The sequence below is a fragment of the Pseudomonas sp. IzPS59 genome (assembly GCF_014863505.1).
Lineage (GTDB): Bacteria > Pseudomonadota > Gammaproteobacteria > Pseudomonadales > Pseudomonadaceae > Aquipseudomonas > Aquipseudomonas kribbensis.
Map to the genome: position 1 here is coordinate 5,278,181 of NZ_CP062251.1, position 14,136 is coordinate 5,292,316.

Consider the following 14,136-nt stretch of genomic DNA (forward strand, 5'->3'; position numbering starts at 1 on the left):
CCATGCAGGATGAGTTCAACGATCCGCTCTGGCGCACGGTGCTGTCCGGCGCGCAGATGCTGTTCGTGGCTTTCGGCGCCCTGGTGCTGATGCCGCTGATCACGGGCCTTGACCCGAACGTGGCACTGTTCACCGCAGGTCTTGGGACGATTCTGTTCCAGATCGTCACCGGGCGTCAGGTGCCGGTGTTCCTCGCGTCGAGCTTTGCCTTCATCACTCCGATCATCCTCGCCAAGGGCCAGTTCGGCCTTGCCGCGACCATGGGCGGCGTGATGGCGGCCGGTTTCGTCTACACCTTCCTCGGCCTGGCCGTGAAGATCAAAGGCACCGGGTTCATCGACCGTCTGCTGCCACCGGTGGTGATCGGTCCGGTGATCATCTCCATTGGCCTGGCCATGGCACCGATTGCCGCGAACATGGCGATGGGCAAGGCCGGTGACGGCTCGGAGCTGATCCACTATCAGACCGCGATGATGATCTCGATGCCGGCGCTGCTGACCACGTTGATCGTGGCAGTTTTCGGCAAAGGCATCTTCCGTCTGGTGCCGATCATCTCCGGCGTGCTGGTGGGTTTCGCCATGTCGTTCTATTTCGGTGTCGTCGACACCGCGAAGATTGCGGCAGCCCCGTGGTTTGCACTGCCTCACTTCACCGCGCCGGAGTTCAACTGGCAGGCAATCCTGTTCATCGTCCCGGTGGCCCTGGCCCCGGCCATCGAACACATCGGCGGCGTGATTGCAGTCGGCAGCGTGACCGGTCGCGACTACCTGAAGAAGCCGGGCCTGCATCGCACCCTGCTGGGTGACGGTATCGCTACCACGGCAGCCGGTCTGTTCGGCGGTCCGCCCAACACCACCTACGCCGAAGTGACTGGCGCGGTGATGCTGACCAAGAACTACAACCCGAAAATCATGACCTGGGCGGCGATCTTCGCCATCGCCCTGGCGTTCATCGGCAAGTTCGGCGCCCTGCTGCAAAGCATTCCGGTGCCGGTGATGGGCGGGATTCTGTGCCTGTTGTTCGGTTCGATCGCAGCGGTGGGGATGAACACTCTGATCCGCCACAAGATCGATCTGGGCGAGGCGCGCAACCTGGTGATCGTTTCGGTGACCCTGGTGTTCGGGATCGGCGGTGTGCTGGTCGGCACCGGCACAGGCCCCGACGACTTCGGCCTCAAAGGCATCGCGCTGTGCGCGGTGGTGGCGATTGCGCTGAACCTGATCCTGCCGGGCAACGACAGCTGGAAACACAAGAAGGCGGATGAGCCGCTGATCTAAGCTGTAGCTTCATCGCCTGAAAGACCGCTATCGCCAGCAGGCTGGCTCCCACATTGGAATGCATCTTCCTGTGGGAGCCAGCCTGCTGGCGATGCTTTTAGAGGGCCAACGGCGCCCGCTCACACAACGTCGCCAATGCCTTGGCCCATTGCGGGTCATCGTTCAGGCACGGCACCAGCACCAACTCCTCCCCTCCCGCCTCGCGGAACTGTTCCTTGCCGCGATCGCCGATCTCTTCCAGGGTCTCGATGCAATCGGCAACAAACGCCGGGCACATCACCAGAATCTTCTTCACGCCGCTTTTGGCCAACTCATCCAGCCGCGCTTCGGTGTACGGCTCGATCCATTTCGCCTTGCCCAGTCGCGACTGGAACGACACCGACCATTTGCCATCCGGGATGCCCATGCGCTTGGCGAACTCGGCTGCCGTGCGCAGGCACTGGCCGCGATAGCAGGTCGCAACGACTTCCGGCGGTGCACCGGCGCAGCAATCGCCGTGACCATCGAAGCGATGGCCCGGATTGAGCTTGGTCAGATGCCGCTCCGGCAAACCGTGGAAGCTCAGCAACAGGTGATCGTAATCCTGCTGCAAGTGCGGCCGGGCACTCGCCACCAGGGCATCGAGGTATTCCGGTTGATCGTAGAACGGCTGCAACACCGACAATTGCACATCGAGTTTCTTCTCGCGCACCACCCGCTTGGCTTCTTCGATCACCGTGGTCGTGGTGCTGTCGGCAAACTGTGGATAAAGCGGTGCGAGGGTGATGCGTTTGTGTCCCGCCGCCACCAGCTTCAGCAGGCCTGTCTCAATGGACGGCTCGCCGTAACGCATGGCCAGTTCCACCGGGCCGTGGGTCCACTGGGCCTTCATCTGCTGTTGCAGGCGACGGCTGAGCACCACCAGCGGCGAGCCTTCATCCCACCAGATCGAGGCGTAGGCGTGGGCCGACTGCTCGGGACGCTTGATCAGGATCAGCGACACCAGCAGACGCCGCACCGGCCACGGCAGGTCGATCACGTACGGGTCCATCAGAAATTGATTGAGGTAGCTGCGCACGTCGGCCACCGAAGTGGAGGCCGGCGAACCCAGGTTGACCAGAAGCAAGGCGTGATCGGTCATGCAACGTCCTATTTCAGAGGCGGCTGGACAAATCGTCCAGGGCCGCGCGTAAATCCGTGAACCGGAAATTGAATCCGGCTTCCAGCAAGCGTGCCGGCGTGGCCCGTTGACCACCCAGCAACAGCAATGACATCTCGCCGAGCCCGACCTTCAGGGCCAGGGCCGGCATCGGCATGAACGCCGGGCGATGCAGCACGCTGCCCAGCGTCCTGGCGAATTCGCGATTGCGCACCGGCTTCGGCGCGCACGCATTATAAGGACCACTCGCCTGATCGCGGTGCAGAAGAAAATCAATCAGGGCGATTTGATCGTCGATATGAATCCACGACATCCACTGTCGACCATTGCCCAAAGGCCCGCCCAGCCCGAGTTTGAACGGCAGCAACAGGCGCGACAAAAAACCGCCCTCGGCCGACAGCACCAGCCCGGTCCGCACCAGCACTACGCGGATGTCCATCGCTTCGGCACGCTGCGCGGTTTCTTCCCAGGCAATGCACAACTGGCTGGCGAAATCGTCGACCACCGGTGGCGACTCTTCGGTCAACTCACGTTCGCCGCCGTCTCCGTACCAGCCCACGGCCGAGCCCGAGATCAGCAGTGACGGTTTTTGCCCGCGGTTTTCCAGCCACGCCAGCAACGATTCGGTGAGCGTGATCCGGCTGTTCCACAGCAACGCCTTGCGCCGATGGGTCCACGGCCGGTCGGCAATCGGCGCGCCGGCAAGGTTGACGATCACATCGACCGGTTCATCGCCAAGGTCCTCCAGACGCGCGATGCCACGCACTTGAGCGCCGCAGATTTTTGCGACCTTTTCCGCACGACGGCTCCACACGGTCAACCGGTGGCCCTGACCCGACCAGTGCCGGCAGAGCTGACGTCCGATCAATCCAGTACCGCCGGTCAGCAATATGTGCATGACATCTTCCTCGCGTGGCGTTTTACTTCGATCACTAGTCTATTTTTATAAGCAGGGATCTTTTCTATCGGACAGGCTCTATTGTTTAACAATAGGCCAAGCTGTCAGAACGAAAACGCTGGAAGTTATACCAGAAAACAAAATTGTACAGGTTTCATCCACGGCGTAGTCTGTACAGAAAGGTAAACGAGGCCCCTATGACTGTACCTATCGCAATCATTGGCACCGGCATCGCCGGACTCTCCGCCGCCCAGGCCCTGACCGAGGCCGGGCACACCGTCCAGTTGTTCGATAAAAGCCGCGGTAGCGGCGGGCGCATGTCGAGCAAGCGCAGTGACGCCGGCTCGCTGGACATGGGTGCGCAATATTTCACGGCCCGCGACCGACGCTTCGTCACCGAAGTCCAGCGCTGGCAAAGTCAGGGCTGGGTCGCCGAGTGGACGCCGCAGCTCTACACCTTTCATGGCGGACAACTGAACCTGTCACCGGACGAGCAGACCCGCTGGGTCGGCTCACCTCGCATGAGCGCCATCACCCGTGGTTTGCTCGACGGCCTGGAAGTGCATTTCGCCTGCCGGATCACCGAGGTCTATCGCGGTGAAGAGCACTGGCATCTGCAAGACGCCGAAGGCTTCACTCACGGCCCTTTCAGCCATGTGGTGATCGCCACCCCGGCGCCTCAGGCCACCGCATTGCTGGCCGCTGCGCCAAAACTGGCCGGGGCCGCTGCCGGTGTGAAGATGGACCCGACCTGGGCCGTCGCCCTCGCCTTCGACACGCCGCTGGATACCCCCATCGAAGGCTGCTTCGTACAGGACAGTCCTCTCGACTGGCTGGCTCGCAACCGCAGTAAACCCGGGCGCGACAACACCCTCGACACCTGGGTCCTGCACGCCACCAGCGCCTGGAGCCGGCAGCACATCGACCTCTCCAAGGAAGCCGTGATCGAACAGTTGCACGGCGCCTTTGCCGAGTTGCTGCATAGCGCCATGCCCGCACCGACTTTCAGCCTCGCCCACCGCTGGCTCTACGCCCGCCCGGCCACCAGCCATGAGTGGGGCACGCTGGCGGACGCAGACCTGGGGCTGTATGCGTGCGGCGACTGGTGCCTGTCAGGCCGGGTCGAAGGCGCGTGGCTCAGCGGCCAGGAAGCTGCACGCCGCCTGCACGAACACCTGCAGTGAACCGCATCAATCCGCAAAAACTGCTGCTGTCGAAATGGACAGCAGCCCTGCCGCAAAACCGTGAAAAGCATTTTCTGGTGACCGAACTGTTCCGCGACGAGAACGGCACTGTGCTGGAGATCGAAATGCAGGCAGTGCTGACCAGGCGTACCACGCAACTGGACTGGCATGTTTTGCAAGACGATGCACACTGGAAAATGGGCTGGCGCTAGTCTTCGCCAAAATCTTGTACAAATAATTTGACTTGTACACCTTTGAATCTATGCTGAAAGAATGTTGTACAGAATAAACATTCTGTACAAATTCAGATTCGAGGTGCCGTCATGTCTGAACCGTCCCCACCCAAGATCGCCATCAGCGCCTGCCTGATGGGAGCCGAAGTGCGCTACAACGGCGGACACAAGGCATCACGGCTGTGCACCCATACACTCACTGAATATTTCGAATTTGTCCCGGTGTGTCCGGAAGTCGCGATTGGCCTGGGCATTCCTCGTGAGCCGATCCGGCTGGTGGGCGATCCGGATCATCCCCAGGCTCTCGGGACAGTTCACCGCGAGACCGACGTCACCGATGCACTGTCCGCCTATGGCGAGAAAATGGCCACCGAGCTCGACGACATCTGCGGCTACATCTTCATGCAGCAATCGCCGTCCTGCGGGCTGGAACGGGTCAAGGTCTATCACGCCAACGGTGCACCGATCGGCAGCGGTCGCGGGATCTATGCCCAGGCCTTCTGCGCCCGGCACCCCGACCTGCCGGTGGAAGAAGCCGGGCGCCTGAACGATCCGGTCCTGCGGGAAAATTTCATCACCCGGGTATTCGCCTACAGCGACTGGCAGCAAGTGCTCCGGCAAGGCCTGAGCCGCCGTGCCCTCACCGACTTCCACTCGCGCTACAAATACCTGCTGATGGCCCACAACCCGGTGCAATACAAGGCGCTGGGCAATCTGCTGGGCAACATGGGCCAGACCGATCCCGTAGAACTCGGCCCGCGCTACTTCAGCCAGTTGATGGTGGCGCTGACCACCTGCGCCACACGCCGCACCCACAGCAACGTGTTGCAGCACATCAGCGGTTACCTGAAACAGGCCATCAGCGCCGAAGACAAACAGGAAATGCAGCACGTCATCGGCCAGTACCGCCACGGCATCGTGCCGCTGGTGGTGCCGCTGACACTGCTCAAGCATCACTTTCGCCAACACCCCGATCCATACATCGCGCAACAGGTTTACCTGCAACCGCACCCGGAAAACCTCAGCCTGCGAAACGCCATTTGATGAACGACTCACCCGACACCAGCGCCCGCGAAGACCTCGGCGCCGACTTCAAGAAAGCCCTCGACGAAGGCTGGCTGCCAATTCGCGAGGTGGCGCGCCAGACCGGCGTCAATGCGATCACCCTGCGTGCCTGGGAGCGCCGTTACGGGCTGATCGTGCCGCAACGCACGCCCAAGGGGCATCGCCTGTATTCGGCCGAGCATGTACAGCGTATCCAGCACATCCTCACCTGGCTCAACCGTGGCGTGGCGGTCAGCCAGGTCAAACCGCTGCTCGACACACCGCAAACCGTCAACGAGCCGCTGGAAAACGAATGGCAGCCCTTGCACCAGGCCGCGCTGCTGGCGGTCACGCAATTGAACGAGCGCAGTCTCGACGACAGCGTCAACCAGGCCATGGCGCTCTACCCGCCGCGAACCCTGTGTGAGCAATTGCTGATGCCGTTGCTGGCGGACCTCGAGCAACGCTGGCAAGGCCAGTTCGGCGCGCAGATGGAACGGGTGTTCTTTCACGCCTGGTTGCGTAGCAAATTCGGCGCACGCATCTACCATAACAACCGTCAGTTGCGCACAGCGCCGCTGCTGCTGGTCAACCAATCGGATTTACTGCTGGAGCCACACCTGTGGCTCTGCGCCTGGCTGATCAGCAGCGCCGATTGTCCGGTGCAGGTATTCGACTGGCCGTTGCCGGCCGGGGAGCTGGCACTGGCAGTCGATCATCTGCAAGCCCGGGGCGTGCTGCTGTATTCCAGCAAAGCCATGAACCTGGCGCAGTTGCCGAAACTATTGAACGGCATCAGTTGCCCGAAAATGATTGCCGGACCAACGGTGTGCATCCACCACGCCGAGTTGTCCGTAAGAACTTCCGAGATCGCTGATCTGTACCTGGCCGAAGATCCCTTGTCGGCACATCGGGCACTCCTTCAGCGTGGGTTGATTTAATGATTCGTGCAGAGAACACCATGCAATTGATCTGGCTGCGCAGCGACCTGCGCCAACATGACAACACCGCCCTGACGGCCGCCGCCGAGCGTGGCCCGACCGTGGCCGTGTACCTGTTGAGCCCCGAACAATGGCAGGAACACGACGACGCCCCGTGCAAGGTCGATTTCTGGCTGCGCAACCTGCGGGAACTGAGCAAGACCCTCGGCAAGTTGAACATCCCGCTGCTGATCCGCCACGCCCCGCTCTGGGATAAGGCGCCAGCAGTGCTGCTTGAGCTCTGCCGGCAACTAAAGATCGAGGTCGTTCACGTCAATGAGGAATACGGCGTCCACGAAAGCCGCCGCGATGCGGCCGTTGCCCGGGCATTGCAGGCCGAAGGGATCGCATTTCACAGCTATCTCGATCAGTTGCTGTTCAAACCCGGCAGCGTGCTGACCAAGACCGGCACCTACTTTCAGGTGTTCAGTCAGTTCCGCAAGGTCTGCTATGAACGCCTGCATCGTTCGATGCCGTCCTTGATAATGGCGCCGTCCGCACAGGCCCCACTGAACATTGCCAGCGATCCGGTACCCGATTCCATCGAGGGTTTCCCGACACCCGGCCAAGCGTTGCGCAACCTGTGGCCCGCCGGCGAAGCCGAAGCCCGGCGCCGTCTCGACACCTTCGCCGACGTGCAGATCGACTACTACAAAAGCGAGCGCGACTTCCCGGCCAAACCCGGCACCAGCCAGCTCTCGGCCTATCTCGCCGCCGGGGTGATCTCGCCGCGCCAATGCCTGCATGCCGCGCTGCAAAGCAATCAGGGCGAATTCGAAAGCGGCAAGGTCGGCGCGGTTACCTGGATCAACGAACTGTTGTGGCGCGAGTTCTACAAACACATTCTGGTCGGCTACCCACGGGTCTCCCGCCATCGCGCGTTCCGCCCGGAAACCGAAGCCCTGGCCTGGCGCGATGCGCCGCAGGAACTCGCGGCCTGGCAGGAAGCACGCACCGGCCTGCCGATCATCGACGCAGCCATGCGCCAATTGCTCGAAACCGGCTGGATGCACAACCGCCTGCGCATGGTGGTAGCGATGTTCCTGACCAAGAACCTGCTGATCGACTGGCGTGAAGGCGAGCGTTTTTTCATGCGCCACCTGATCGACGGCGATCTGGCCGCGAACAACGGCGGCTGGCAGTGGAGCGCGTCGACCGGCACCGATGCGGCGCCGTATTTCCGGATCTTCAATCCGATCAGCCAGTCGGAAAAATTCGACAGCGAAGGCCTGTTCATCAAGCACTGGCTGCCTGAACTGGCCGCGCTGAACAAGAAAGAAGTGCACAACCCTGCAAGCGCTGGCGGACTGTTCGGCGTGGCGGACTATCCGCCGCCGATCGTCAACCTGAGCACCTCGCGGGAGCGGGCACTGACCGCGTTCAAGAATCTGCCCTCCCGTACGTCTGTCGGAGAAGGCCATGAGTGAATTCCTGCGCCGTTTCGCCCGACAGTTCGCGCAGTTGAACAAGGACAACCTGCACGGCCTGGACGCGCTCTACAGCGAGGACATTCATTTCACCGACCCACTGCACGAGGTGCAGGGGCTGACGCAATTGCGCAACTATTTCAGTGAGCTGTATGCGAACGTAACCGAGCTGCGGTTCGACTTCCACGGCTTCGACCAGATCGGCGACTGCGAAGGCTACCTGCGCTGGGTCATGAGCTACCGCCACCCGCGTCTGGCTGGCGGGCGGTTAATTCGGGTCACGGGCTGTTCGCACCTGCTCTGGCGTGACAAGGTTTATCGCCACCGGGATTACTTCGATGCCGGGGCGCTGCTTTACGAACATTTACCCATATTGGGCCGGGTAATCGCCTGGCTGAAAAGGAGACTGGGATGAGCCGCTCAACGCCACGCCGTTATTGGCTGACCGGTGCCAGCAGTGGCATCGGTGCAGCAATGGCTGAAGAAATTCTGAAAAGCGGTGCGCACCTGGCGGTCAGTTCCCGCCAGGTCGAACCGCTCAAAGAGCTGTCGCAACGCTACCCGGGCCAGGTACTGGTCGTGGCCGGGGACCTCACCAATAGCCAGACCGTACGGGAAATCGGTGAACAGATCGCGCTGGAGTGGGGGTCGCTGGACAGCGTGATCCTAAACGCCGGCACCTGCGAATACGTGGATGCAAAACAGTTCGACGCTACGATCGTCGAACACGTAGTGCGCACCAATCTGCTTGCCAGCAGCTATTGCATCGAAGCCGCCCTGCCCCTGCTGCGCAAAGGAACCGCGCCGCATCTGGTGGGCATGGCCAGTTCCGTCACCTACGTGCCGCTGCCCCGGGCCGAAGCGTACGGTGCGTCGAAGGCCGGACTGCGTTATCTGTTCGAGTCATTGCGCATCGATCTGGCGGACGAAGGCATTGAAGTCACCATCATCAGCCCGGGCTTTGTCGAAACGCCACTGACCGCCAAAAACGACTTCCCGATGCCATTGAGCTGGCCTGCGGAAAAAGCGGCGAGCCACATTTTCGGCAGGCTCAAGGACCGGCCACTGGAGATTGCCTTTCCGGCACTGTTCATGGCGGCGCTCTGGCCGCTGTCGAAAATGCCCGCGCAAGTACAACTGGCGATCGGCAAGCGCATGGTGCGCAGCACACCACCCTTGCGGGATCCGACGTGAACATCGCCATCGTCGGCAGCGGGATCGCGGGGCTGACCTGCGCCTACCTGCTCGATCGCCGACATGACGTCACGGTGTTCGAGGCCGGCGATTGGGTCGGCGGCCATACGCACACGGTGACAGTGACGGTGGACGGGCGTGATTACGCAGTCGACACCGGGTTCATCGTGTTCAACGACTGGACGTACCCGAACTTCATTCGCCTGCTCGGCCAATTGGGTGTGAGCAGCAACGCCACCGAAATGAGTTTTTCGGTGACCGACCCCGATACCGGCCTGGAATACAACGGCAACAATCTCAACAGCCTCTTCGCTCAGCGCAGCAATCTGTTGTCGCCGGGGTTCTGGGGCATGCTGCGCGACATCCTGCGTTTCAACAAGGAAGCCAGGCGCGACCTCGCCGAACAGCGGATCGCCAGCGACACCACACTGGACGACTACCTCAAGGCCGGCGGCTACGGCGAGCGTTTCATCCTGCATTACATCGTGCCGATGGGCGCGGCGATCTGGTCGATGCCGATGGCCGAGATGCTGAATTTTCCGCTGCAGTTCTTTGTGCGGTTTTTCGAGAACCACGGTTTGTTGTCGGTCAGCAATCGCCCGCAATGGCGAGTGATCGAGGGTGGCTCCAGTGCCTACCTCGCATCATTGACCGCGCCATTCAAAGAGCGGATCCGCGTGAACTGTCCGGTAAACCGGATCGAACGCAACGAACACGGCGTGGTTATCCACAGCCCCGTCGGTATCGAACACTTCGACAAAGTCGTGCTGGCCTGCCACAGCGATCAGGCATTGCGACTGCTGGCCAATCCGAGCCGCGCCGAACGGGAGATTCTCGGTGCCCTGCCCTACGCCGACAACGAAGTGGTGTTGCACACCGACACCCGTCTGCTGCCGATGCGCAAACGGGCCTGGGCCAGCTGGAACTATCGCCTCGGCGGTGCGGGACATACCCAGGCGGCCGTGACCTACGACATGAACATCCTGCAAGGCATCCAGAGCAATACCACGTTCTGCGTCAGCCTCAACCAGAGCGCCGGCATCAGCCCGTCCAAAGTGCTTGCCCGCTTCACCTACGCCCACCCGCAATTCAGCCTCGCAGCGGTGGCGGCACAACAGCGCTGGGCCGAACTCGATGGAGCGCAGCACACCCATTATTGCGGCGCCTACTGGGCCAACGGTTTTCATGAAGACGGCGTGGTCAGCGCTTTACGCGTCGCCGCCGCGTTCGGGGAAAGCCTGTGAACAGCGCGCTCTACAGTGGCTGGATCGCCCATCGGCGCTTCGCCCCGCGTCGGCATGAGTTCCGCTACCGGATCGGACTGCTCTATCTCGACCTGGCCGAACAGGACGCCGTGCTGAACCTGTCGCCACTGTCCGGGGCGAGCCGCTTTGCCCTGTTCTCGTTTCGCGAGACCGACTACCTCAAGACCTTCACCGGTCGCGGTGTGCGACTGATCGATGCTGTGCGTCTTCAAGTCGGCGCGGCCCTCGGTCACGAGCCGCAGGGCTCGATCTGCCTGCTGACCCAGCCGCGAAGTTGGGGCCTGGCATTCAACCCGGTGAGTTTCTTTTATTGCCACGAAGCCGACGGGCAACTGGCGGCAATTCTCTGCGAAGTCAGCAACACGCCGTGGCGCGAGCGCTATCACTATGTGCTGCCGGCGCGGGCACCGACCAACGTGCGCGACTTCCATCAGCACTTCGCCGTGGCCAAGGCGTTTCACGTGTCGCCGTTCCTGCCGCCGGACCTGGAATACCGCATGAGCTTCAGCCCCGCCGCGCAAACTCTCGGCGTGCACATGGCCGACTGGCAGGGCGAACGCAAACTGTTCGACGCCACGCTCAACCTCAAGCGCCAACCGCTTGATCGACGAAACCTGCACCGGCATCTGTGGCGTTTTCCATGGATGACCGCCAAGACCGCCCTCGCGATCTATTGGCAGGCCCTGCGATTGCTGCTCAAGCGCACCCCGCTGTTTCCCCATCGGACGGCCGACGACAGCTTTCGAACCGCCACTGCATCTCCCGAGGAGCACCGCCATGAAATCCTCTAGCGTTTCGGCCAGAGCCGCCATCCCGTTCAGTACCCACGGCATCACCGGCTCGCTGCTGCGTCGCGGTGTCCTGCGTCAGCTCGCACAGCTCAAGCACGGGCAACTGGTAGTGATCGAGGACGGCGAACGCCAGGTCTTCGGCACACCGGGCAGTGCGTTGCTGGGCGAGATTCATGTCCTCGATGCAGCGGCCTGGGGCATGGTCGCGGGCAACGGCTCGATCGGCGCTGGCGAGGCCTTCATCCACGGCTACTGGAGTTCACCGGACCTGACCGCCGTGGTGCGCGTCTTCGTCAGCAACCTCGAAGTGCTCGACGGCATGGAGGGTGGACTGGCCACAATCGGCCGGCCACTGGTACGCGGTCTGCACTGGCTCAACCGCAACACACGCAAGGGCTCGCAGAAAAACATCGCCGCCCACTACGACCTCGGCAACGATCTGTTCGAGCAGTTTCTCGACCCGACCATGATGTATTCGGCGGCGCAGTTCCTCAGCCCCGACGACAGCCTGGAACAGGCACAACTGAACAAACTGGAGCGGATCTGCCAGAAGCTCGCACTCGAGCCTGGCGATCACTTGCTGGAAATCGGCACCGGGTGGGGCAGCATGGCGCTGTATGCCGCGCAGCACTATGGCTGCAAAGTCACCACGACCACCCTGTCCAAAGAGCAATACGCGTTCACCGCCCGGCGCATCGAAAGCCTCGGCCTGCAGGACCGGGTGACGCTGTTGCTCAAGGACTACCGCGACCTCACCGGCCAGTACGACAAACTGGTGTCGATCGAGATGATCGAGGCGGTCGGCCATCGCTTCCTGCCGACCTACTTCAAGCAATGCGCGCACCTGCTCAAGAGCAACGGCCTGATGCTGCTGCAAGCGATCACCATCCGGGACCAGCGCTACGAGCAGGCAAAACGCGGCGTGGACTTCATCCAGCGCTACATTTTCCCCGGCGGCGCCCTGCCCTGTGTGCAGAAGATGCTCGAAATCGTCAGCCGTGACACCGACATGAACCTGCTGCACATGGAAGACTTCGGCCTGCACTACGCCCGGACCCTGCGCCTGTGGCACGAGAATTTTCGCCACGCCCACGGTCGCCTGAGCGAATTGGGCTACGACGATTATTTCCTGCGCCTGTGGGAGTTCTATCTGTGCTACTGCGAGGGCGGCTTCCTCGAACGTACCATCGGCACCGCACAATTACTGCTGGCCAAACCGGCGGCGATGCCGGCACCGCTGCTCGGACGCTTCGATGCTTGAGCGGATCGCCAACGCGGTTCTGTTCCAGATCGGCTGGCTGGCCTGCGTGCTCGGCGGCAACAGCCTGTGGCTGCTGGTGGCGCTGGCGGCATTGGTAATTCATCTGCGCTGGATCAGCAACTGGGCGGCGGAGGGCCGACTGATTCTCGGCGTGGTGATTCTGGGCACCGCCGTGGACAGCGGCCTGCGCGGTCTTGGCGTGTTTGAATTCAAGGACCTGTCGCCGCTGATTCCGCTGTGGCTGATGCTGTTGTGGGCACTGCTGGCCACGACATTGCGCCATTGCCTGCAATGGAGCGCCCGGCCATGGTGGCTGGCGAGTGTGCTCGGGGCTGTCGGTGGCGCGTTGTCGTATTGCGCCGGTGGACGACTGGCCGGGGTGCAGTTTCCCTACGGCGAGTTACCGACTTTGATCGGCATCGGTCTGTTGTGGGCGTTGCTGTTTCCGTTGTTGCACCTCTTGTCGCGGCGCCTGGTGCAGTAATCGTCCGTCAGGGCTTTCACACGCGCGCAGGTCACTGCCGTACACTGCGGCCATGAAAACCATTCCCCTGCAGCCAATCGACGACGAACCCGCCGTCACCTGCTCGACCTGCGCGGCCTGCTGCTGTCAGCTCGAAGTCATGCTGATCACCGACACTGGCGTACCCGAGCGTTATATCGATACCGATGAGTGGGGTGGGGAAGTCATGTTGCGTCTGGATGACGGCTGGTGTGCGGCGCTGGATCGCGACACGATGATGTGCACGATCTACGAAAAACGCCCGCTGATCTGCCGCGAATTCGAGATGGGCGCGCCGGAATGCATCGAGGAACGCCTGGGGATTGCCACGGCGTATCGCTGAATACAAAAAAAGGAGCGCTTGGCGCTCCTTTTTTCATGGGTGTTACAACGGCATCGTGTAGTGCAGCGAGTAGCTTTCTACCCCGTCGTTGTTGCTCGACATGCCGGCGTTGGAATAGTGAGTCGCACGGATCCCCACCTCGTGCCCGCCATGGAAGCGCAGACCGAAACCGATGCGGTCTTCGAACTGGAAGGCCTGGCCGATCTTGTTGCCTTCGTAGTCGGTGTTGGAGAACACCGCCGCGCCGATACCGGCCTCGACATAGGGCTTGATCGACTCGCCGGAAAACTCGTAAACGAACACCGGCGAGAACGACAGGCTGTTGTTACTGGAGCCCTTGTCACCTTCCCAATAGGTATAGGCGCCGCTCCAGTAACCGGTCAGACGACCGACATCGCTTTGCAGCCAGCTCTTGTCCCAGTCGAAATTCATTCCCAGGCGATAAGTCATCGTTGAATCGCTGGTGGCTCCAACCCCGAATTCCACGCCAGCGGCCTGTGCAGTAAAACTTTGCCCCATCAGTGCGGCCGCAATCGCGGCCAAGCAGAATAGTCGCTTCACTTGAAACATCCTTTTCCTAACGGTCGTATGGTTTTTAG

At 61.7% G+C, this 14,136-nt stretch carries 16 protein-coding genes; 13 read left to right on the forward strand and 3 right to left on the reverse strand.

What is annotated here, in order from left to right:
• Window positions 1-2 precede the first annotated feature (2 nt).
• Complete coding sequence (locus IF189_RS23600) at window positions 3-1,277, forward strand: uracil-xanthine permease family protein (protein WP_085709311.1); 1,275 nt, start codon at window positions 3-5, stop codon at window positions 1,275-1,277.
• Between the two features lie 97 nt (window positions 1,278-1,374).
• Here IF189_RS23600 and hemH read toward each other — a convergent pair whose 3' ends face one another.
• Both hemH and IF189_RS23610 read right to left on the reverse strand, forming a co-directional pair.
• A complete protein-coding gene (gene hemH, locus IF189_RS23605) occupies window positions 1,375-2,397 on the reverse strand; it encodes a ferrochelatase (RefSeq protein WP_134828071.1) in 1,023 nt (340 codons plus the stop codon).
• Window positions 2,398-2,410: 13 nt separating this feature from the next.
• On the reverse strand, window positions 2,411-3,313 hold the full coding sequence (locus tag IF189_RS23610) for a TIGR01777 family oxidoreductase (RefSeq protein WP_192552349.1): 903 nt from the start codon (window positions 3,311-3,313) through the stop codon (window positions 2,411-2,413).
• 197 nt (window positions 3,314-3,510) lie between these two features.
• Here IF189_RS23610 and IF189_RS23615 point away from each other — a divergent pair, with 197 nt between their 5' ends.
• The 12 genes from IF189_RS23615 (at window position 3,511) to IF189_RS23670 (ending at window position 13,537) form a co-directional block, all read left to right on the forward strand.
• Entirely contained in the window at window positions 3,511-4,497 is a 987-nt protein-coding gene (locus IF189_RS23615) for an NAD(P)/FAD-dependent oxidoreductase (protein ID WP_134828072.1), read from the forward strand.
• On the forward strand, window positions 4,494-4,709 hold the full coding sequence (locus IF189_RS23620; RefSeq protein ID WP_134828073.1) for a TIGR02450 family Trp-rich protein: 216 nt from the start codon (window positions 4,494-4,496) through the stop codon (window positions 4,707-4,709). Before IF189_RS23615 ends, IF189_RS23620 begins: the two co-directional genes overlap by 4 nt.
• 111 nt (window positions 4,710-4,820) lie before the next feature.
• Window positions 4,821-5,774, forward strand: coding sequence for a YbgA family protein (locus tag IF189_RS23625; protein ID WP_134828074.1), 954 nt, complete (start codon window positions 4,821-4,823; stop codon window positions 5,772-5,774).
• A complete protein-coding gene (locus tag IF189_RS23630) occupies window positions 5,774-6,715 on the forward strand; it encodes a MerR family transcriptional regulator (RefSeq protein WP_134828075.1) in 942 nt (313 codons plus the stop codon). The genes IF189_RS23625 and IF189_RS23630 overlap by 1 nt, the downstream gene beginning before the upstream one ends.
• A gap of 20 nt (window positions 6,716-6,735) precedes the next feature.
• Window positions 6,736-8,181 carry a deoxyribodipyrimidine photo-lyase gene (gene phrB / locus IF189_RS23635; protein ID WP_192552350.1) on the forward strand — a complete coding sequence of 482 codons (1,446 nt, stop codon included), beginning with the start codon at window positions 6,736-6,738 and terminating at the stop codon, window positions 8,179-8,181.
• Complete coding sequence (locus IF189_RS23640) at window positions 8,174-8,596, forward strand: nuclear transport factor 2 family protein (protein WP_134828077.1); 423 nt, start codon at window positions 8,174-8,176, stop codon at window positions 8,594-8,596. Before phrB ends, IF189_RS23640 begins: the two co-directional genes overlap by 8 nt.
• Entirely contained in the window at window positions 8,593-9,375 is a 783-nt protein-coding gene (locus IF189_RS23645) for an SDR family NAD(P)-dependent oxidoreductase (RefSeq protein ID WP_134828078.1), read from the forward strand. Before IF189_RS23640 ends, IF189_RS23645 begins: the two co-directional genes overlap by 4 nt.
• Window positions 9,372-10,619 (forward strand): NAD(P)/FAD-dependent oxidoreductase, encoded by a 1,248-nt coding sequence (locus IF189_RS23650; protein ID WP_192552351.1) that lies wholly within the window; start codon window positions 9,372-9,374, stop codon window positions 10,617-10,619. The genes IF189_RS23645 and IF189_RS23650 overlap by 4 nt, the downstream gene beginning before the upstream one ends.
• Window positions 10,616-11,431, forward strand: coding sequence for a DUF1365 domain-containing protein (locus IF189_RS23655; RefSeq protein WP_192552352.1), 816 nt, complete (start codon window positions 10,616-10,618; stop codon window positions 11,429-11,431). The genes IF189_RS23650 and IF189_RS23655 overlap by 4 nt, the downstream gene beginning before the upstream one ends.
• On the forward strand, window positions 11,418-12,692 hold the full coding sequence (locus tag IF189_RS23660; protein WP_134828081.1) for an SAM-dependent methyltransferase: 1,275 nt from the start codon (window positions 11,418-11,420) through the stop codon (window positions 12,690-12,692). The genes IF189_RS23655 and IF189_RS23660 overlap by 14 nt, the downstream gene beginning before the upstream one ends.
• The gene (locus IF189_RS23665) at window positions 12,685-13,176 is read left to right on the forward strand and encodes a DUF2878 domain-containing protein (RefSeq protein ID WP_134828082.1); all 492 of its coding nucleotides are present in this window, start codon (window positions 12,685-12,687) and stop codon (window positions 13,174-13,176) included. The genes IF189_RS23660 and IF189_RS23665 overlap by 8 nt, the downstream gene beginning before the upstream one ends.
• 52 nt (window positions 13,177-13,228) lie before the next feature.
• A complete protein-coding gene (locus tag IF189_RS23670; protein WP_134828083.1) occupies window positions 13,229-13,537 on the forward strand; it encodes a YkgJ family cysteine cluster protein in 309 nt (102 codons plus the stop codon).
• 42 nt (window positions 13,538-13,579) lie between these two features.
• Here IF189_RS23670 and IF189_RS23675 read toward each other — a convergent pair whose 3' ends face one another.
• The gene (locus IF189_RS23675; protein WP_134828084.1) at window positions 13,580-14,098 is read right to left on the reverse strand and encodes an acyloxyacyl hydrolase; all 519 of its coding nucleotides are present in this window, start codon (window positions 14,096-14,098) and stop codon (window positions 13,580-13,582) included.
• Between the last annotated feature and the right edge of the window lie 38 nt (window positions 14,099-14,136).